14 protein-coding genes and 1 tRNA gene are annotated in these 19,352 nt (G+C 68.2%); 5 read left to right on the forward strand and 10 right to left on the reverse strand.

Annotation, left to right across the window (positions count from 1 at the left end; translation table 11 throughout):
- Positions 1-197 precede the first annotated feature (197 nt).
- The 6 genes from AAFN86_RS17635 to ssb form a co-directional block, all read right to left on the reverse strand.
- A tRNA-Lys gene (locus AAFN86_RS17635) sits at positions 198-273 on the reverse strand.
- A 43-nt stretch (positions 274-316) separates the two neighbouring features.
- Positions 317-820 (reverse strand): peptidylprolyl isomerase, encoded by a 504-nt coding sequence (locus AAFN86_RS17640; RefSeq protein WP_347544709.1) that lies wholly within the window; start codon positions 818-820, stop codon positions 317-319.
- Positions 821-842: 22 nt separating this feature from the next.
- On the reverse strand, positions 843-1,433 hold the full coding sequence (locus tag AAFN86_RS17645; RefSeq protein WP_347544710.1) for a peptidylprolyl isomerase: 591 nt from the start codon (positions 1,431-1,433) through the stop codon (positions 843-845).
- 14 nt (positions 1,434-1,447) lie between these two features.
- Complete coding sequence (gene coaD / locus AAFN86_RS17650; RefSeq protein WP_347544711.1) at positions 1,448-1,957, reverse strand: pantetheine-phosphate adenylyltransferase; 510 nt, start codon at positions 1,955-1,957, stop codon at positions 1,448-1,450.
- Positions 1,950-4,721 (reverse strand): DNA gyrase subunit A, encoded by a 2,772-nt coding sequence (gene gyrA, locus AAFN86_RS17655; RefSeq protein WP_347544712.1) that lies wholly within the window; start codon positions 4,719-4,721, stop codon positions 1,950-1,952. The genes coaD and gyrA overlap by 8 nt, the downstream gene beginning before the upstream one ends.
- Before the next feature lie 109 nt (positions 4,722-4,830).
- Complete coding sequence (gene ssb / locus AAFN86_RS17660; RefSeq protein ID WP_347544713.1) at positions 4,831-5,370, reverse strand: single-stranded DNA-binding protein; 540 nt, start codon at positions 5,368-5,370, stop codon at positions 4,831-4,833.
- A gap of 243 nt (positions 5,371-5,613) precedes the next feature.
- Here ssb and uvrA point away from each other — a divergent pair, with 243 nt between their 5' ends.
- Positions 5,614-8,475, forward strand: a complete 2,862-nt coding sequence (gene uvrA / locus AAFN86_RS17665; RefSeq protein WP_347544714.1) for an excinuclease ABC subunit UvrA — start codon at positions 5,614-5,616, stop codon at positions 8,473-8,475.
- Between the two features lie 398 nt (positions 8,476-8,873).
- Here uvrA and AAFN86_RS17670 read toward each other — a convergent pair whose 3' ends face one another.
- From AAFN86_RS17670 to AAFN86_RS17680, 3 genes are all read right to left on the reverse strand, one after another.
- Positions 8,874-10,001, reverse strand: a complete 1,128-nt coding sequence (locus tag AAFN86_RS17670; RefSeq protein WP_347544715.1) for a hypothetical protein — start codon at positions 9,999-10,001, stop codon at positions 8,874-8,876.
- A 138-nt stretch (positions 10,002-10,139) separates the two neighbouring features.
- Complete coding sequence (locus AAFN86_RS17675) at positions 10,140-10,943, reverse strand: hypothetical protein (protein ID WP_347544716.1); 804 nt, start codon at positions 10,941-10,943, stop codon at positions 10,140-10,142.
- A gap of 157 nt (positions 10,944-11,100) precedes the next feature.
- Positions 11,101-11,910: a squalene/phytoene synthase family protein gene (locus AAFN86_RS17680; RefSeq protein ID WP_347544717.1), complete on the reverse strand. Its 810-nt coding sequence runs from the start codon at positions 11,908-11,910 to the stop codon at positions 11,101-11,103.
- Positions 11,911-12,062: 152 nt separating this feature from the next.
- Between AAFN86_RS17680 and AAFN86_RS17685 the strand changes: the two genes are divergently transcribed.
- On the forward strand, positions 12,063-12,704 hold the full coding sequence (locus AAFN86_RS17685) for a superoxide dismutase (protein WP_347544718.1): 642 nt from the start codon (positions 12,063-12,065) through the stop codon (positions 12,702-12,704).
- Between the two features lie 82 nt (positions 12,705-12,786).
- On the opposite strand, the gene yajC is transcribed toward AAFN86_RS17685, so the two are convergent.
- Positions 12,787-13,149, reverse strand: a complete 363-nt coding sequence (yajC, locus tag AAFN86_RS17690; protein WP_347544719.1) for a preprotein translocase subunit YajC — start codon at positions 13,147-13,149, stop codon at positions 12,787-12,789.
- A 168-nt stretch (positions 13,150-13,317) separates the two neighbouring features.
- Between yajC and AAFN86_RS17695 the strand changes: the two genes are divergently transcribed.
- The 3 genes from AAFN86_RS17695 to AAFN86_RS17705 all read left to right on the forward strand — a co-directional run bounded on the left by AAFN86_RS17695 (position 13,318) and on the right by AAFN86_RS17705 (position 19,245).
- Entirely contained in the window at positions 13,318-14,181 is an 864-nt protein-coding gene (locus AAFN86_RS17695; protein WP_347544720.1) for an ATP-binding protein, read from the forward strand.
- Positions 14,178-15,137 (forward strand): MBL fold metallo-hydrolase, encoded by a 960-nt coding sequence (locus AAFN86_RS17700; RefSeq protein WP_347544722.1) that lies wholly within the window; start codon positions 14,178-14,180, stop codon positions 15,135-15,137. Before AAFN86_RS17695 ends, AAFN86_RS17700 begins: the two co-directional genes overlap by 4 nt.
- Positions 15,138-15,237: 100 nt before the next feature.
- Positions 15,238-19,245, forward strand: coding sequence for a clostripain-related cysteine peptidase (locus tag AAFN86_RS17705; RefSeq protein ID WP_347544724.1), 4,008 nt, complete (start codon positions 15,238-15,240; stop codon positions 19,243-19,245).
- The last annotated feature ends 107 nt before the right edge of the window (positions 19,246-19,352 follow it).

The raw sequence follows: 19,352 nt of genomic DNA on the forward strand, positions 1-19,352 counted from the left end.
ATTTCGAGCGGCATTGCCGCATCGCTGCCGCCTTTGTCCGCATGGCCATGATCCGCATCATGCTGCGGCGCCTCGCCGCAACGCCCTCAATGTGAATCCAAACTTCCCGGATGGGCTCTAAGGTCGCGCGTCCGGTCAATGTCCGGTTTGGCACAGCCGGCGAGATGCGCCGACCTCTCTCAATGTTAGGTCTTCAATGGTGTGCCCGCCGGGACTCGAACCCGGGACCCCATGATTAAAAGTCACGTGCTCTACCGGCTGAGCTACGGGCACGCAGGACCCGGCGCCGGGTCGTCATGGCGCCGGGTTCATAGACTCAAGCGGCGTCGGCCGCCACCTTCAGGCTGCGGATCTTGTCCGGGCCCTGCACCATGCCCGACCCGCCGGCGCCGCGCTTGATCTTGTCGATCGCATCCATCCCGGCCGTCACCTGGCCCCAGATGGTGTATTGGCCATCGAGGCTGGGCGCCGGGGCGAACATGATGAAGAACTGGCTGTTCGCGCTGTGCGGGTTGGAGGTGCGCGCCATGCCACAGGTGCCGCGCTGGAAGCGCGCCGTGCCCGGCTGGCTGAACTCCGCCTCGATGTCCGGCAGTTCGGAACCACCCGAACCGGTACCGGTGGGGTCGCCGCCCTGGGCCATGAAACCTTCGATCACGCGATGGAAGGGCACGCCGTCATAAAAACCCTGGCGCGCGAGCGCCTTGATCTGTTCGACGTGCTTCGGCGCGAGGTCGGGGCGCAGTGCGATCGTGACGGTGCCGTGCTCGATCTCGAGGATCAGCGTGTTCTCGGGGTCGGCGGCGGGGGTGTCGCTCATGGTCTGTGCTTTCGGCGAATGGTCAGCGAGGAGCATCCGCGGCGATGCGCGCGGTGCGGATGCGGTCGGGGTTGGTCACGGTGCCCGAACCGGGGGCGCCCTTCTTGATGCGGTCCACCGCATCCATGCCACCGATCACGCGTCCCCAGATGGTGTACTGCCCATCCAGGCCCTGGTTCGGTGCGAACATGATGAAGAACTGGCTGTTCGCGCTGTTCGGATTGGCCGTGCGGGCCATCCCCACGGTGCCGCGGATGAAACGCGCGCGCGAGGGTGGGCTGAATTCCGCCGCCAGGTCCGGCAGCGGCGAACCACCCGTCCCGGTACCGGTCGGGTCGCCGCCCTGGGCCATGAAGCCCTCGATCACGCGATGGAAGGGCGTGTTGTTGTAGAAGCCCTGGCGCACCAGCGTCTTGATCCGGGCGACATGGTTCGGCGCCAGGTCCGGCAGCATCTGGATGGTCACCGGACCGCTCGGCAGTTCAAGGATCAGTGTGTTCTCGGGGTCGGGCGCGGCAGCCGGGGCCGGCGTCGTCTGCGCCGGGGCCTGCTGCGCGCAGGCGGCGAGACCAAACGCGGCGATGCTGCCGCCGAGAAGCGTCCTGCGGTCCATGTGTGGGTTTCCCTTCAGCCTTGCGTTGCGCGGATCTTGGCCATGGTGCGGTCAAGCGTCGTCTTCGGCACGAAGCCGGAAATGTCGCCGCCCAGTTTCGCGATTTCCTTCACGAGGCGGGAGGCGATGAACTGGTTGGTCTCGGACGCCATCAGGAAGACCGTCTCGATCTCCTGGTCCAGGCGGCGATTCATCCCGACCATCTGGAACTCATAGTCGAAATCGGACACGGCGCGCAGGCCGCGAATGATCATCCCCGCCCCGATCTCCCGCGCGTAATGCACGAGCAGGCCCTGGAACGGGCGCACCTCGATGACGGTGCCGGTGCGTGCGGCGATCGGCGCCACCTCGACGCGCACCAGGTCCACCCGTTCATCGAGGTCGAACAGCGGCCCCTTGCCGATGTTGATCGCCACACCGACCACCAGCCTGTCCACCAGCCGTGCGGCGCGGCCGATCACGTCGAGGTGCCCGTTGGTGACCGGGTCGAAGGTGCCCGGATACAGGGCGATCCGTTCAGTCATTGCCGTCTGCCGCTTCCCCGGGCGTTTCGTCAGGCGGCGCATCATCGCCGCTGTCGCTGTCGTCTTCATCGGCCACGGGGAAGCAGGAGATCACCCGCTCGCCTTCGGCCAGGCGCATCAGCATCACACCCATGCCCTGTCGGCCGGTAACCCGGACCGCATCGGCCTGGATACGGATAAGCTGCCCACCATCGGTCACCAGCATCAGGTGGTCGCCGGCGCGCACCGGGAAGGTGGCGACGACCTCGCGGCCCGTGCGCTTCGACAACGTGATGCCGTTGATCCCCTGCCCGCCGCGACCGGTGACGCGATACTCATGGGAGGAGGTGCGCTTGCCGAAACCGCCATCGGTGACGGCGAGGATCACTTCCTCAGCCTCGGCGAGGGCGTCGAAGCGCTCGGCGCTGAGCGCGACGTCGTCGACCGGCTCCTCGCTCTCCTCGACCGGCGCGGCGTCGGCATCCTCCCCGGCGGCGCGTCGGCGGGCGGCGGCGGCCTTGAGGTAGGCGAGCCGTTCCTCCGGCGACGCGTCGCCGTGGCGCAGCACCGACAACGCAATGACACTGTCGCCCTCGGCGAGGCGGATGCCGCGCACGCCGGTCGAATCACGCCCGGCGAACAGCCGCAGCGTGTCGGGCTCGGCCTGGAAGCGGATCGCCTTGCCGGCACGCGTGGCGAGCAATACGTCGTCGCCCTCGCGGCAGGTGGCGACACCGACCAGGCTGTCATTCTCGTCCAGCTTCATGGCGATCAGGCCGGAGGCGCGGACGTTCTTGAAATCCGAGAGCCGGTTGCGCCGGACATTGCCCTGCACCGTCGCGAAGACCAGGTGCAGCCCGTCCCACAGGGATTCGTCCAGCGGCAGGGGCAACACCGCCGTGATGCTTTCGCCTTCCTGCAACGCCAACACCTGGCGCAGCGACCGGCCCCGGCCGGTGGCCCCGCCTTCGGGCAGTTGCCAGACCTTCTCGCGGAAGGCGATGCCACGGCTGGTGAAGAACAGCACGAATTGATGGGTGTGCGCGACGAAGGACCGGATGACGACGTCATCCTCCCGCGTTCCTGCCCCGGTGCGCCCCTTCCCGCCGCGGCCCTGGGCGCGGAAGGTGTCGAGCGGCGTGCGCTTGACGTAGCCGTCGCGCGTCAGCGTCACCACCATGGTGCCGGGTTCGATCAGGCTCTCGTCATCGACATCCGAGAAGCCGTCGAGGATCTGCGTCATGCGCGTGGAGGCGATCTTCTCCCGCACCGCGCGCAGTTCGGCATCCATCACCTCCATGCGGCGCGGGCGCGAACCGAGGATGTCGAGCAGGTCGCGGATCTTCTCCCCGACCTCGCCGAGTTCGCCGGTAATCTTCTCGCGTTCCAGCCCGGTCAGTCGCTGCAGCCGCAATTCGAGGATGCCGCGCGCCTGCTCCTCGGTCAGCCGGACGGTGCCTTCCGGGGTGATGACGTTGCGGTAGTCATCGACCAGTTCCAGCAGCACGCCGACATCGCCGGCCGGCCAGGCGCGGTCCATCAGCGCGGCGCGGGCGGTGGCGGCGTCGCTGCTGGCGCGGATGACGCGGATCACCTCGTCGATATTGGCGACCGCGATCGCGAGGCCGATCAGCAGGTGGCCGCGTTCGCGCGCCTTGGCCAGGCGATGGCGCGACCGGCGCAGGATGACATCCTCGCGGAAGGCGATGAAGGCGAGCAGCGCGTCGCGCAGCCCCATCTGCCGCGGGCGACCAGTATCCAGCGCGAGGAAGTTGACGGCGAAGGACGTCTGCAGCTGCGTCATGCGATACAGCTGGTTCAGCACCACCTCGGCGGTGGCGTCGCGCTTCAGCTCGATGACGATGCGCATGCCCGAGCGATCGGATTCGTCGCGCAGGTCGGAGATGCCCTCGATCGCCTTGGCGCGGACCAGTTCGGCGATCTTCTCCAGCAGCGTGGATTTGTTGACCTGGTAGGGGATCTCGGTGACGGCGATGGCCTGGCGGCCGCCCTTCATGTCCTCGATCTCGGCGCGCGCGCGCAGCGGGATGGACCCGCGGCCCGTCTCGAAGGCCGAACGGATGCCGGAGCGCCCCAGGATCAGCCCGCCGGTCGGGAAATCCGGGCCGGGCATGATCTTCATCAGATCGTCCAGCGTCAGCGAATTATCCGCGACCAGGGCGAGCGTGGCGTCGATCACCTCGGTCGGGTTGTGCGGCGGGATGTTTGTCGCCATGCCGACGGCGATGCCGCCCGCGCCGTTCACCAGCAGGTTCGGGAAGGCGGCTGGCAGCACGCGGGGCTCATCCGCGCTTTCGTCGTAGTTCGGCTGGAAATCGACGGTGTCCTCGTCGATGCCCTCCAGCAGCGCCATGGCGGATGGCGCGAGGCGCGCTTCCGTGTAGCGCATCGCCGCCGGCGGATCGCCGTCCACGCTGCCGAAATTGCCCTGCCCGTCGATCAGCGGCACGCGCATCGAGAAGGGCTGCGCCATGCGCACCATGGCGTCGTAGATGGAGGCATCGCCATGCGGGTGGTACTTACCCATGACGTCGCCGACGACGCGGGCCGACTTGCGATACGGCTTGTCGGACGTGTAGCCGGCCTCCTGCATCGCGAACAGGATACGGCGATGCACCGGCTTGAGCCCGTCGCGCACATCCGGAAGGGCGCGCGCGACGATCACGCTCATCGCGTAGTCGAGGTAGGAGCGGCGCATCTCCTCCTCGAGCGCGACAGGCTGCGTGTCGGTGGGGGTTTCGCCAGGGGTGCTGGGGTCGCTCACGCGGCTGGGCTCGATCCGGTCATGGGCGCGCGCGGCGCGGCCGCGCGCTGGTTTGGGGCGTCATAGGCACCGCGCGGCGGCCGCAGTCAACCGCCGCGCCTACATGGCCTCAGAAGGGGATTTCGTCGTCGAGGTCCGTCTTCTTCGAGTCCCACCCGCCGCCGCCGCGCGGCGCGCCGCCGGAACGGGCAGCGCCACCACCACCGCCGCCTTCATAGCCGCCGCGCGACGCACCGCCGCCACCGCCACCCGACGGACGCTCGGCATAGCCGCCTTCATCCGGCGCGGACCCGCCTCCGCTGCTGCGGCCGCCGACCAACTGCAATTCGCCGCGGAACTGGCGCAGCACGATCTCGGTCGTGTAGCGCTCCTGGCCTGCCTGGTCCTGCCATTTGCGGGTTTCGATCTGGCCCTCGATGTACACTTCGCTGCCCTTGCGGAGGTACTTCTCGGCCACTTCTCCCAGGCGCTCATTGAAAATGGCGACGGCGTGCCACTCGGTACGTTCCTGCTGGTTTCCCTCGCGGTCCTTGTATCGCTCGGAGGTTGCGATGCGCAGGTTCACGACCTTACCGCCATTCTGGAAGTTGCGGACCTCCGGATCGCGACCCAGCCGCCCGAGGATGATCGCCTTGTTGACGCCTGCCATGCTTGATTTCCGCCAAGGTCTGAGGGGGGCCGAAACGTCGGTTCCCCATCGTTTTTTCAAACACCGTTCCTAACCGCTTTGGCGCGGCCCGGCCAGCCCTGAGCGGGTCGCGCGGCCGCGCAGGCGCCCGCCCGCATCGCAACATCCCCTTCCCAACCGCCGCATCGCGGCTCATATAGTAACGGGAACATCACCGGAACACTCCCGGCCGGCCCCGCCGCGCCCCGGGCGGAGCACCCCTGCATGACCGGCCAGATCCGTATTCGCGGCGCGCGCCAGCACAACCTCAAGGATGTCGACCTCGACATCCCGCGCGACAAGCTGACGGTCGTTACCGGCCTGTCGGGATCGGGCAAGTCCTCCCTCGCCTTCGACACGATCTATGCCGAGGGCCAGCGCCGCTATGTCGAGTCGCTGTCCGCCTATGCCCGGCAATTCCTGCAACTGATGCAGAAGCCGGATGTGGACAGCATCGAGGGCCTGTCGCCGGCCATTTCCATCGAGCAGAAGACCACCAGCCACAATCCGCGTTCCACCGTCGGCACGGTGACGGAAATCCACGACTACATGCGCCTGCTCTGGGCGCGCGTTGGCGTGCCCTACTCCCCGGCGACCGGCCTGCCGATCGAGGCGCAGACCGTCTCCCAGATGGTCGATCGCGTCATGGCGATGGAGGAAGGCACGCGGCTGCTGCTGCTCGCCCCGATCGCGCGCGGCAAGAAGGGCGAGTTCAAGAAGGAACTCGCCGAACTGCAACGCCGCGGCTTCGAACGCGTGAAGGTCAACGGCATGCTGCACCTGATCGCCGAGGCGCCGAAGCTCGACAAGAAGCTGAAGCACGACATCGAGGCGGTGATCGACCGCATCGTGGTGCGCGAGGGCATAGCCCAGCGCCTGGCCGATTCCTTCGAGACGGCGCTCGGCCTGTCGGACGGCATCGCCTATGCCGAGAACGCGGACACGCAGGACCGCACCGTGTTCAGCGCGAAATTCGCCTGTCCGGTCTCCGGCTTCACCATCGAGGAAATCGAGCCGCGGCTGTTCTCCTTCAACTCCCCGCATGGCGCCTGCCCGTCCTGCGACGGCCTCGGCACCGAGACCTTCTTCGACCCGCAGCTGGTGGTGCCGCAGGATGATGTCTCGCTGAAGGACGGGGCGGTCATGCCCTGGACCGGCGCGCAGTCGCCCTATTACACCCAGACCCTTGAGAGCCTGGCGAAGCACTTCAAATTCGCCATGACGACGCCCTGGCAGGACATCCCGGAAGCCGTGCGAAAGGCCATCCTGCACGGCACCGGGGATGAGGTCGTCACCCTGCGCTACAAGGACGGCCTGCGCGCCTATGAGGTGAAGAAGGCCTTCGAGGGCGTGATCCCGAACCTCGAACGCCGCTTCAAGGAAACCGACAACCCCTGGGTGCGCGAGGATCTGTCCCGCTACCAGGCGCAGAAGCCGTGCCAGGTCTGCACCGGCTACCGGCTGAAGCCGCAGGCACTGTCGGTGAAGATCGCGGCCAGGCACATTGGCGAGGTCAGCGAACTGTCCATCCGTCGCGCCCGCGACTGGTTCGCCACGGTGATGGAAACCCTGACGCCGCAGCGGCAGGAAATCGCCCGCCGCATCCTGCGCGAGATCGAGGAACGGCTGCAGTTCCTTGTCGATGTAGGCCTGGACTATCTGAGCCTCAGCCGATCATCGGCCACGCTGTCGGGCGGCGAATCGCAGCGCATCCGTCTGGCATCGCAAATCGGTTCCGGCCTGACGGGCGTGCTGTATGTGCTGGACGAACCGTCCATCGGCCTGCACCAGCGCGACAATGAACGCCTGCTCGGCACGCTGCGGCGGCTGCGCGACCTCGGCAACACCGTGCTCGTCGTCGAGCACGACGAGGACGCGATCCGCCAAGCCGACCATCTGGTGGATATCGGGCCCGCGGCGGGCAAGGGCGGCGGCCACGTCATCGCGCAAGGAACGCCGGCGGAAGTCGCGGCCAATCCCGCGAGCCTGACCGGGCAGTACCTGTCCGGCATCCGGCGCATCGAAGTGCCCGCCACGCGGCGCAAGATCGACAAGAAGAAGCAACTCCGCGTCGTGGGTGCGACCGGCAACAACCTCAAGAACCTGACGGCGTCGCTCCCGCTCGGCACCTTCACCTGCATCACCGGCGTGTCCGGCGGCGGCAAGTCCACGCTGGTGATAGAGACGCTCTACAAGGCCGCCTCCCGCCGCCTGATGGGCGCGGCCGAGGTCCCTGCCCCGCATGACCGGATCGAGGGGCTGGAGCATCTCGACAAGATCATCGACATCGACCAGTCGCCGATCGGCCGCACGCCGCGGTCGAACCCCGCGACCTATACCGGCCTGTTCGCGCCGATCCGCGACTGGTTCTCGGAAATGCCGGAAAGCCGGGCGCGCGGCTACAAGGCCGGCCGCTTCTCCTTCAACGTGAAGGGCGGCCGGTGCGAGGCCTGCCAGGGCGACGGCCTCATCAAGATCGAGATGCACTTCCTGCCCGACGTCTACGTCACCTGCGATACCTGCAAGGGCAAGCGCTACAACCGCGAGACGCTGGAGGTGAAATTCCGCGGCAAGTCGATCGCCGATGTGCTCGACATGACGGTGGATGAGGGGGTGGAATTCTTCTCCGCCGTGCCATCCATTCGCGACAAGCTCTCCGTGCTGCGCGATGTCGGCCTCGGCTACATCCATCTCGGCCAGCAGGCGACCACATTGTCGGGCGGCGAGGCGCAGCGCATCAAACTGTCGAAGGAACTGTCCCGTCGCGCGACCGGCCGCACGCTCTACATCCTGGACGAACCCACCACTGGGCTGCATTTCGAGGATGTGCGCAAGCTGCTGGAAGTGCTTCACGCGCTGGTCGAACAAGGCAACACGGTCGTGGTGATCGAGCACAATCTCGAAGTCATCAAGACCGCTGACTGGGTGCTCGACCTGGGCCCCGAGGGCGGCGAAGGCGGCGGGCGCATGATTGCCGAGGGTACGCCGGAGGACATCGCCGCGGTGGCGGAAAGCCATACCGGGCGCTTCCTGGCGCCATTGCTGACGAGGGTCGCAGCGCCGGCGCGTCGGCGCAGCCGTGCCTGATGGCCCGGGAGTAGTTCAGAGGGCGGCGCGGCACGATATGGATTTGTTCGTCGCCTGAGATTGGGGGGGCGTTGCCCCTCCAAGCCACCCCACTGAAGGCCAGTGGGCCTTTGGAAACCGATTCCTGGTTCCGGACCGATTGGCTGATCCTGCTCGTCACGGATGCGTCGGGCAAAAGGGCGCTGGCCGAAGTTCGTCGCGCCAAGGGCCATGCGCCGAACGCCGACGTCCCGGACCAGGGCCGAGGTGTTCTGCGCTCACCGATCCACGCAAGCGCTACGCCCCGCGCAAATCCCCAAGATTCCCGCGGTCCAGGGACCCGTTGGTCCCTGGCGGGGTGGCTTGGAGGGGCAGCGCCCCTCCAACCTTCACGCGAACCGGGCGACGGCGCCTACCTCTCACGGCCCGGTCTGGTGCTGGAACTCCCGCATCCGCACGATCTCCCGCCGCAGGTCGCGCAGCCGCGTCTTGCCGACATGGCGCTCCATCACGCCCGGTGGCACGCGCCTGCGATCGAGCATCAGGTGCCACAGTGCCGCGACCTCCGCCTCCGTCACCAACCGGTCGGCATCGTCGCGCTCCGATTCGATCTGCGCGATGCGCTGGTCGAGCGCTTCGCGCCGCCAGGCCGTCCGCGTGCGGCTGGCCGCCTGGGCAATCTCCTCGACCCGCGCCGCATCAAGGGGCTGGAAGGCGAAGTGCTCGCCCTCGGCCCAGCGCATCTCCTCGAAGCCGAGGTTGCGGAACACGCCGGGCGTGAAGTGCTCGCCCTTGACCCCGACATAGCGACCGAAACAGACAGTGGTGTTGATCCGCGCCAGGCCGAGTTCGAGGCAGCCCTGTTCGTTCGCGGCATCCTGGCCGATGCCTTCGGCCGACAGTTCGCGCCGCCGCCAGAGTTCGAACAGGCGTCGCCGGTTGCGGGCACGGTAGTCGTTGCGCCGGATCTCCTCCCACCAGTCGCCGAGTTGCGCGTGGATCCGTTGCCAGGCGGCGCGGCGCAGCCCGAATCCCCAATGGTGGCCGAGTTGGCGATAGCCGACCTCGGGGCCTTGCTCCGCCGCCCGCTGCGGGCCGTAGGCGGCGAAATGGCCAACCCGGTCGGCGAAGGGTTCGGTCGCGGCACGCATCGCCTCGAGTGCGGCGAGGTAGAGCGGCCCGGGCTCCAGATCGTCCTCGAAGAAGTAGCCGACTTCCTCGTCCAATGTCTCGAATACATGGCGCTGGCCGCGAAACACGTTCTCCGCGATGCCAAGGTTATGGGACGCGGCGACGACCTGACCCTCGGGAAAGTGGCGGCGGAACACCTCGGTGCTGCGGTTGATCAGGGCCGGGCGGGCGTGCAGGTGGCCCGTGCGGGCGGACACCGCGCCATCCTGCAGCAGGAAGATGCGCGCCGGGTCGGCCCGGACCTGGGTCTGCGCCAGCAGGCCACGGCACAGCACATCAAGGTAATCCGGCCGGTCGAAGGCGTAGATGACGATCGGGACCTGGGTCACGCCCGCCGCGACACCGTCGATCGCCATGCCTGCTTCCCCGCCCCCGGTGTCATCCGCGCGGCCGGGTCAGCAAGACGGCCGGCACCGTCACCGCGTAGCGCGGGCCTGATCGTGAATCCAGGGCTCAGCGGCGTTCGCCTGCCCGCCGCGGGCCTGCGGCCGGCGTCAGCGGCCGGGTTGCACCGCCGACCAGCGTGCCGCCTCGATGCGGGCGCGTTCTTCCTTCTCCAATGTGACGAAGCGCAGCCTGTCGTCGAGCGGGAAGGCCGGCCCGCCTTCCGGTGCGCGCAGCGCCAGCACCAGGCCGCGCTGCGGATCAAGCAGGAAGGGCTTGTCCGACTTGCGCACCGGCCATTCGAAAACGGTCCCACGCTCGTCACGGACCCGCCAGGTCGGCCCCTGCCCCCAACCATCGAAGGCGACTGCGACGGGCCGCAGCGGGCGGCCGGACAGCGTCTTCACCTCGCTCCGCTTTGCCTGCGACTTGCGCGCGGCGACGAACAGCCCCCCGATCAGCATCACGGCGAAGATGCCGCCGCCAGCAGCGGTCGCGACGCGGTTCCATAGCCGGTCAAGGCCCAGATCCGTCGTCACCAGCGCAGGGCGCTGCGGGTCCATCATCGGGTTGGCGGTCCAGGAGCCCATATGCGGCTCCACGAACATGTAGCTGACCTTGCGGGTGTGGCTGCCCTCCTTGTCCCGCCAGGCCAGGGTCAGGTCGCAGGTCTGGAACAGGAACATGCGGGACTGGCAGCGGCCATCGCTGATCCGTGCCGAGGCAATCGGCTGCGCCGTGTCGCGCACCGCGAAATCGTCACGGATCGCCGGGCCGATCTCGATCGCCAGCATGACGATGAAGGCCCCGAACAGCACCAGGCCCAGCAGGGCCATGAGCCAGCCGCCCAGCGATCCGCGTCCGGGGTGGAGCTTCAACGGACGCTGCGGAAAGGCGGCGAGGACAGGAGACATCGCGTCAGGCTCCATCAGGGGCGGTCGGGCCGCCCGGCAGTCGTCACGGTACCGGAAACGGAGCAGGCGCGCTCACCCGCATCCTCCACGGTCCCTGCATTCGATCAGCTTCAAACGCAGCACTACCCCGGGGCACCGCGGCGCAACATGAACCGGATCACAACCGATGCCGCAGGCCAGCCCACGACACCGCGAGCCGGTCGCCGATGCCGCGCGCATCCACCGCCCCGCCGCGCGCGATCCGCCGCAGGTCGCGCCCCGCCAATACCGCCGGCAAGGCCGCGGCGATGAGCATCGGCGGCAGGTCGCGCCGCGCACCCGCCAGCGCCGCCAGCCCTTCCGCCGCCATGGCCTGCACCAGGTCCGCCAGCGCCGGACCTTGTGGCGCGGCGATCACCTCCTCCGCGCGCAGCCCGGCTTCGGCGAGCCGGTCCAGCGGCAGCAGGCAGCGCCCCTGGGCGGCGTGCGCGGCGACCGACCGTAGCACGCCGGCCAGCCCATAGGCCGCACCCAGGGCGCGCAGCAACTCCGCCGCCTCGGCATCCGCGCCAAGCGCACGGCCGGCCACCGCTGACCAGCCGCCGGCGGTGCCGCGCAGCCAGGTCACAAAATCCTGTTCGCTGGCGAAGCCGCCCTCCTCCGTCTCGTCTTCCCGCGCATCGGCCAGTTCGACCAGGGCATCGGGGTCGAGCGCCGCCTCGGCGATGGCTGCCTGCAGTGGGCCCGCGACCTCATGCCGGCGGGGCGGGCGGCCGGTGCGGGCTTCCTCCACGGCGTCACGCCACCATTGCAGGCGGATCAGCGCGGCCATCGGGTTGGTCGCCGCCTCCCGCGCGCGTGCGAGTTCGTGGTTGTAGGCGATCAGGGCGAAGATCGCCTCTCGCCGCTCCGCGGGCGCGAACAGCGCGCAGAGGAAGCGGTCGGGGTCATGGGCGCGCGCAAAGGCGCCGATCGGGGAGAGGCTCACGGCGCCGATATGCGCGCCCGGAAGGCTGGGCGAAACCCCCATGCGGTTGACACGACCGATGGTCCGCGCGCGGTTGACGCGCGACAACGCGCCGCCTACCTCGACCGGGAGGCGCGGCCCGCGCTTCGTCCGATGATCGGGAGAGACCCCCCATGGCCTTCAGCCTTCCCCCGCTGCCCTACGCGACCGGCGCCCTCGCCGCGACCGGCATGTGCCAGGAGACGCTCGAGCTCCATCACGGCAAGCACCACAACGCCTATGTCACCGCGCTGAACGGCCTGGTCGAGAGCAAGGGCCTCGCCGGCAAGTCGCTGGAGACGATCTGCGCCGAGGCCGGCAAGGCCGGTGCCGACGGCGCCCCGGTGCTGAACCAGGCCGGCCAGCATTGGAACCACTGCCTGTTCTGGCAGGTGATGGCCCCCGGCGGCGCGCATGGCGACAGCGTCCCGGCCGCCCTGGCCGCGAAGATCGACAGTGACCTCGGTGGCCTCGCCGCGTTCAAGGACGCCTTCAAGGCGGCCGGTGCGACGCAGTTCGGCTCCGGCTGGGCCTGGCTGATCATCGGCAGCGACGGCAAGCTGAAGGTGACCAAGACGCCGAACGGCGCCAACCCGCTGTCCACCGGCGAAGGCCAGCCGATCCTCGGCTGCGACGTGTGGGAACACGCCTACTACCTCGACTTCCGCAACGTGCGCCCGAACTACCTGGCGAACTTCCTCGACAAGCTGGTGAACTGGGACGTCGTCGCCGGCCTGCTGGCGAAGGGGTCCTTCACGGCTGGCCAGTCGGCCTGATCCGACCCGCCAGGCGGCGGATACGCGACGGGCGCCAGGGTCATCCCCGGCGCCCTTTTTCGTGACCGGCAGTGATGCCGGCTCAGCTCGTCTTGGCGGCCGCGCCCTGGTCGTTGGCCGCCTGCGGGCGCACGACGCTGGTGATGGTGCCGCGCACCAGCATCACGCGCACATTGGGGGCTATCTCGGCCTCAATCTCATCCGAGCCTTCCTTCACCTTGGTGATGGTCGCGACGATGCCCCCCGCCGTGACCACGCGGTCATTGCGCTTGAGCTGCGTCAGCATCTCCCGGTGTTCCTTCATCTTCTTCTGCTGCGGGCGGATCAGCAGGAAGTAGAAGACGACGAAGATCAGCACGAGCGGCATGATCTGCATGACGATGCCGGCGGCACCGCCGGCGGCGTCCTGGGCATGCGCGACCGAAATCGCGAAGGGGTTCCACATGAGTTTGTTCCGTCTTCCGGCGTGAAGGCGCGGAACCTAGAGGGGTTCCCCCAAGGGTGGAACCCCTCTCGGCTTGTTTGATCCGGCATCGTCGTCCACCCGGGCTGGATCGGCTTCGGCGACCCGCCCCTTTCCGTCATTGGCAACCCGTCCTATGCCCGGTGGATCATGGATGATCCCGCCCTGCTGCCTGCCCTGACCCGCATTGCCGAAGCGCTCGAGCGCCTGGCCCCGCCGCCCGCCTCGGGCCTGGACCTCAAGGCCGCCGATGCCTTCGTCTGGCACCCCGAACCGCGGCCGCACCTCGCGCCGGTTCCCAGGGTCGCCGCGGTGCCGATCGGCCTGCTGCAGGGCATCGAAAGCCAGAAGGCCCTGCTGCTCGACAACACCATGCGCTTCGCCCGTGGGTTCTCCGCCAACAACGCCATGCTGTGGGGCGCCCGCGGCACCGGCAAATCCTCCATGGTCAAGGCCGCCCACGCCGCTGCCAATGCCGAGCTCCCCGGCGGCCTGGCGCTGATCGAGATCCATCGGGAGGATATTCGCACCCTGCCCGACCTGCTCAGCCAGCTGCGCCTGCAGCCGCGCCGCTGCATCGTCTTCTGCGACGATCTGTCCTTCGAGAAGGACGATGCGGACTACAAGGCGCTGAAATCCGTGCTGGATGGCGGCATCGAGGGACGTCCGCCCAATGTGCTGTTCTACGCGACGTCGAACCGCCGGCACCTGATGTCGCGCGACATGATCGAGAATGAGCGCAGCACCGCCATCAACCCCGGCGAGGCGGTGGAGGAGAAGGTCTCCCTGTCCGACCGCTTCGGCCTGTGGATCGGATTCCACAACGCCGACCAGCCGACCTTCTTCGCGATGATCGAGGGCTATGCCGCCCATTTCGCCCTGCCCATCACCACCGAGGCCCTGCACGCCCAGGCCATCGAATGGTCGGTGACGCGCGGCGGGCGGTCGGGCCGCGTCGCCTGGCAATTCGTGCAGGACCTGGCGGGACGGCTCGGGGTGAAGATCGACCCTTGACCGGTGCGCGGCGCGGCCCGGATGGCCGCTTCCTGAACCCGGATGGTTCGAACGGCGGCAAGCGGCTGGGCGAGGTGCTGCGCCTGATGTTCGGCGGCGACGGCAAGCGCTGGCCGCGCCGCCAGCGCGACGCACCGCAGCCGCCGCCCGCGCCGCCCCCGACCGGCCATGTCGCCGTCACCGCCATCGGCCATGCCAGCTTCTGCATCGCCTTCGCCGGCGGCCCGGTGCTGCTGACCGACCCGGTCTGGAGCAAGCGCGCCAGCCCCTTCCGCTTCATCGGCCCGCGCCGGGCCCGCCCGCCCGGCCAGGCGCTGGCGGCGCTGCCACGGCCGGACGCCGTGCTGGTCTCCCACAACCACTACGACCATCTGGACCTCGCCACCCTGCGGCGGCTGGCAGCGGCGGGCGCGCCCGCGGTGCTGACCGGGCTTGGCAATGCCGCGCTGGTACGCCGCTCCGGGTTGCACGACGTGACCGAACTCGATTGGTGGCAGACGCACATGCTGCCGGGGGGCCATCGCATCACCTACCTGCCGATGCGCCACGGTTCGGCGCGCAACCTGCGGGACCGGTGCCGCGCATTGTGGGGCGGCTTCGCGGTCGAGACCGCCGCCGGCGCGCGGCTGTTCTTCTGTGGCGACACCGCCTGGGGGCCGCATCTCGAACAGATCGGTGCGCGGCTTGGGCCCTTCGACGTCGCGCTGGTGCCGATCGGCGCCTACGATCCGCGCTGGTTCATGGACAGCGTCCATATGGACCCCGAGGAAGCCCTGCGCGCCCATCGCGCGCTGCACGCCAGGACCTCGATCGCCATGCATTTCGGGGTCTTCAAGCTGACACGGGAAGCAATCGGCGAACCCGCCGAGCGCCTTGCCGCCCTGCGCGGCGACGTGGATTTCCGCATTCCGGCCTTCGGCGAGACCATCACCCTGCCCTTCGATACCAGGGATTGATCCGGATCACAGCCTATCGCGCCACAGGAACGTTCCGCTTGACGTTTGGAATGCGCGCAGCGCAGCCTCCCGCGCCCGTGAGTGGGCCGGAGAAGACGCCATGGCTGACCTGCAGACCGCGAACACCGCGACCACGGGGACACTGCGCGTCAACGGCCTGGTCTTTTCGACCGTGGACAGCGGCGCTGACGAGGATTGGTTCCGCGTCACCCTGATCGCCGGCCGGACCTACCAGATCGACCTGTTCGGCCTGTCGAGCGGGTCCGGCACCCTGGCCGACCCCTTCATCGGCGGTATCTTCAACAGCGCCGGCGTCTTCATCCCCGGCACGACGCAGGACGACGTCGTGCCGAACGAGAACCTGGACAGCCTGCTTCTGTTCACGCCGGTGACGACCGGCACCTACTACATCGACGCCACCAACGCGGATAACGTCTCGGTCGGCAGCTACGCCCTCGCGGTCACCGACCTGACGGCCGCCGACATCCCTGCCGCCGGCAACACCCTGGCCACGGTGGCGCTCGGCGCACTCGGCGTGCAGGGGCGCATTGGCCTGGCCGGCGACGCCGACTGGTACAAGGTCGCGCTGACGGCGGGGCATCTGTATCGCGTCGAAATGCGTGGCTTCGACAGCGGCAATGGCACCTTGTCCGACACTGTCATCCGCGGCATCCGCGATGCCGGCGGCGTGCTGCAGCCCTTCACCGGCAATGACGATGCGCCCGGCACCTTCGACTCGCGGGTGGATTTCCTCGCCGAGAGCACCGGCACGCACACCATCGACGTCGCCGCCTATGCCGGACTGACTGGCACCTTCAATCTGCGCGTCCTCGACATCACGCCGGCCGATGTGGCGGCGAGCACCGCGTCAGTCACCGCTGTCGCGGTGAACGGCGTCGGCACGGTGGGGCGGATCGAGGGCGGCAGCGACGCCGACTGGCTCAAGGTGACCCTGACCGCCGGCGTGCATTACACGGTCGAGATGCTGGGCCTTGCCACCGGGCACGGCACGCTCGACGACCCGCTGATCGCGTCCATCCGCAATGCGGCGGGGGTCGTCGTCGCCAGCAGTTCCGACGACGACAGTGGGCTCGGTCTCAACAGCCGGCTGACCTTCACGCCGGGGTCGAGCGGCACCTATTTCATCGAGGCGCAGGACGCGACGGGCGGCATCGGGTCCTACCGCGTCGCGGTGCGCAGCGTGGCAACGCCGCTCGATGTCTTGGCGAACCTGAATACCACCGCGGCCGCCGTGGTGGGGGGCAGCGTTCTCGGCCGCGTCGATACCGCCAATGACGTGGACTGGTTCCGGGCTGCGCTGCTGCCTGGGCGTACCTATCGGATCGACCTGGAAGGCCAGGCCGGGGATGGCACGGTGCTGGCCGATCCCTTCCTGCGCGGCCTGTACTACGGTGACGGGACGCTGATCGAAGGCACCGCGAATGACGATTTCGGCACGGGGGTCAATTCGCGCGTCACCATCACCTCGCCGGGCGGGACGGTGTTCATCGCCGCGGGCGGCTACGGGACGGGCACTGGTACCTACAAGCTGAGCGTCGTCGACGTCACGCCGCCCGATCGTTCGGCGACCACGGCGACGACCGGCGTGATCGCGGTGGGCGGCCTGGTGTCCAGCCGTATCGACAGCGCCGGCGACCAGGACTGGTTCCGCGTCGCGCTGACCGCCGGACAGGTCTACACGATCGAGCTGAGCAGCGACGGCAACAGCCCCGTTGCGCTGACCGACACGATCATCACCGGTGTCTACAACACGCTCGGCACGCTGCTGCCGAACAGCGGCAATGACGATTACGGTGAATCCCTCAATAGCCGCGTGACCTTCACCGCGGGCTATACGGGCAACCACTTCATTGGTGCCGCTGGCTATGGCGACCTGATCGGCGACTACCTGCTGTCGGTCCGCACGGTCGGCAATGTGGTCGATGCCATCAGCAACACCATCGCCACCAGCGGGCTGGTCGCCGTCGGCGGCAATGTCGTCAACACGATCAATTCCGCCTTCGACGAGGATTGGTTCGCGGTCAACCTGGTGGCCGGCACGACTTATGCCATCAACCTGCGCGGCGAATCGAGCGGCAACGGCACGCTGATCGACCCGCGCATCGTCGGCCTCTACAACAGCGTCGGCACGCTGCTGCCCGGCACGCCGAACGACGATGCGCCGGGCACGCTGGATGCGCAGACGATCTTCCGCCCGACCGTCTCGGGTGTCTATTTCATTGCTGCCGGCGGGTATGGCAGCGACGCCGGCACCTATCGCCTGTCGGTCGAGACCACCGCGCCGACCACCGATGTCGCGGCGAACTACACCACCACGGCGAATGTCATCGCGGATGGTGCGTTGTATGCCGGCAACATCGATTTCGTCGGCGATGTGGACTGGGTCCGCCTGCATGTGGATTACGGCGTGTCCTACGTCGCCAACATGCTGGGTGCGCCGCTGGGCAACGGCACGCTGGTCGATGCGCGCATCATCGGCGTCTTCGACGGCCAGGGTGTGTCGCTGCAGACGCAGGTGACCCCGGACGTGCCGGGCTCGCTCGACAGCCAGGCGAGCTTCCTGTCGGGCTATACCGGCAACGCCTATATCGCCGTGCGCAGCGGCAATTCCGGCACCGGTACCTTCAAGCTCGATGTTAACACGGTGAACGGCGCCGATTCCACCGCGCCGCAGTTGGTCGCGATGAGCCCCTTCGACAACGCGACCGGGGTCGGCGTCGGCAGCAACCTGACCTTCCTGTTCGACGAAGCGGTGCGCGCGGGCACCGGCAATATCCACATCGCCCGCACCGGCTTCGCCGACATCCTGATCCCGATCGGCGACCCGCAGGTCAGCTTCTCGGGCGAGGTGATGACGGTGAATCCCACCGCCAACCTGGTTGCCAATACGAGCTACAAGGTCAGCATCGATGCCGGTGCGGTGAAGGACATCGTCGGCAATTCCTTCGCCGGCATCGGCGGCGGCTCGACGCTCGACTTCACCACCTCCGCCGCCGCGCCGGCCGATACCTGGACGCTGATGGTCTACATCGCGGGGGACAACAACCTCGAACCCTTCGCACTGTCCGACCTGAACGAGATGGAATCCGTGATGGGCCTGCCAGCCAGCGTGAACATCATGGTGATGGTCGACCGCGCCGCCGGCTTCACCAGCGCCAGCGGCAACTGGACCGATACGCGCCGCGCCCAGATCGTCGCCGACGGCGCCAACGCCACCGTCACCTCGCTCAGCAACGCCGCGACCTCGCTCGGCGAGCTGAACATGGGCGATGGTGCGAACCTGACCGGCTTCATCGACTGGGCCAAGACCAATGCTCCCGCCCAGAACTACGGTCTGGTGATTTGGGACCATGGCGGCGGCCTGGCTGGCGCGGCCTGGGATGACGCGAGCGCCGGCGACAATCTGAAGCTGAACGAGATCCGGGCCGCGGTCGATGCCTCCTCCGTCGCCAAGTTCGACATCATCGGCTTCGACGCCTGCCAGATGGCGATGGCCGAGGTCGCCTTCGCGCTGCGCGACCTGACCGATGTCTTCATCGGGTCCGAGGAGAACGAGCCCGGCGATGGCTGGGCCTACAACACCTTCCTCACGGCGTTGAAGCTCAACCCGAACATGACGGATGTGCAGCTCGCCCAGTCGATCGTCTCGGCATATGGCGCGGCCTTCGCGGGCCAGAACGACATCACGCTGTCGGCCCTGTCCACTGCGAAGCTCGACGCAGTCGATACCGCGCTGGATGGCTTCGTGACGACCGCGCTCGCGGCCAGCGCGGCCGACAAGACCAAGATTTCGGAAGCTGCCGCGGCGGCGCATCGCTTCCCGTCAGGCGATACGGCACCGTGGCGCGACATCGTGGACTTCATGGAGAATGTGATGTCGCGCACCGCGACCGTTGCGCTGGACAATGCCTCGGCTGCGGTGATCGACGCGGTGCGCGATGCGGTGATCGCCATCGCCAGCACCGTCCCGGAGGCCGAGGGCCTGAGCATCAATCTGCCGATCAATGGCGTGCAGGCGGACTACACGGCGGCGAATTACAGCTTTCTGAACAGCGTCGCCTGGGACGATTTCCTGGCGATCGTTTGAAGCCTCAGGCGCCGCCTTGACTTGTGCGCCCTGCACCGCTGCACGGCGGCGAATGATGGTCTGGGCGCGGTCGCGCTTCGCGCTTGCGGCCCGATGCGATGCATCAG

Source organism: Roseomonas sp. CAU 1739 (assembly GCF_039839775.1).
Taxonomy (GTDB): domain Bacteria; phylum Pseudomonadota; class Alphaproteobacteria; order Acetobacterales; family Acetobacteraceae; genus Neoroseomonas.

Bases quoted from the DNA above. Each gene is read 5' to 3' on its own strand.
- AAFN86_RS17640 (WP_347544709.1), bottom strand. From the start codon at position 820: ATGAGCGACACCCCCGCCGCCGACCCCGAGAACACGCTGATCCTCGAG.
- AAFN86_RS17705 (WP_347544724.1), top strand. From the start codon at position 15,238: ATGGCTGACCTGCAGACCGCGAACACCGCGACCACGGGGACACTGCGC.
- uvrA (WP_347544714.1), top strand. From the start codon at position 5,614: ATGACCGGCCAGATCCGTATTCGCGGCGCGCGCCAGCACAACCTCAAG.
- AAFN86_RS17670 (WP_347544715.1), bottom strand. From the start codon at position 10,001: ATGGCGATCGACGGTGTCGCGGCGGGCGTGACCCAGGTCCCGATCGTC.
- AAFN86_RS17685 (WP_347544718.1), top strand. From the start codon at position 12,063: ATGGCCTTCAGCCTTCCCCCGCTGCCCTACGCGACCGGCGCCCTCGCC.
- ssb (WP_347544713.1), bottom strand. From the start codon at position 5,370: ATGGCAGGCGTCAACAAGGCGATCATCCTCGGGCGGCTGGGTCGCGAT.
- yajC (WP_347544719.1), bottom strand. From the start codon at position 13,149: ATGTGGAACCCCTTCGCGATTTCGGTCGCGCATGCCCAGGACGCCGCC.
- AAFN86_RS17675 (WP_347544716.1), bottom strand. From the start codon at position 10,943: ATGTCTCCTGTCCTCGCCGCCTTTCCGCAGCGTCCGTTGAAGCTCCAC.
- coaD (WP_347544711.1), bottom strand. From the start codon at position 1,957: ATGACTGAACGGATCGCCCTGTATCCGGGCACCTTCGACCCGGTCACC.
- AAFN86_RS17695 (WP_347544720.1), top strand. From the start codon at position 13,318: ATGGATGATCCCGCCCTGCTGCCTGCCCTGACCCGCATTGCCGAAGCG.
- AAFN86_RS17645 (WP_347544710.1), bottom strand. From the start codon at position 1,433: ATGGACCGCAGGACGCTTCTCGGCGGCAGCATCGCCGCGTTTGGTCTC.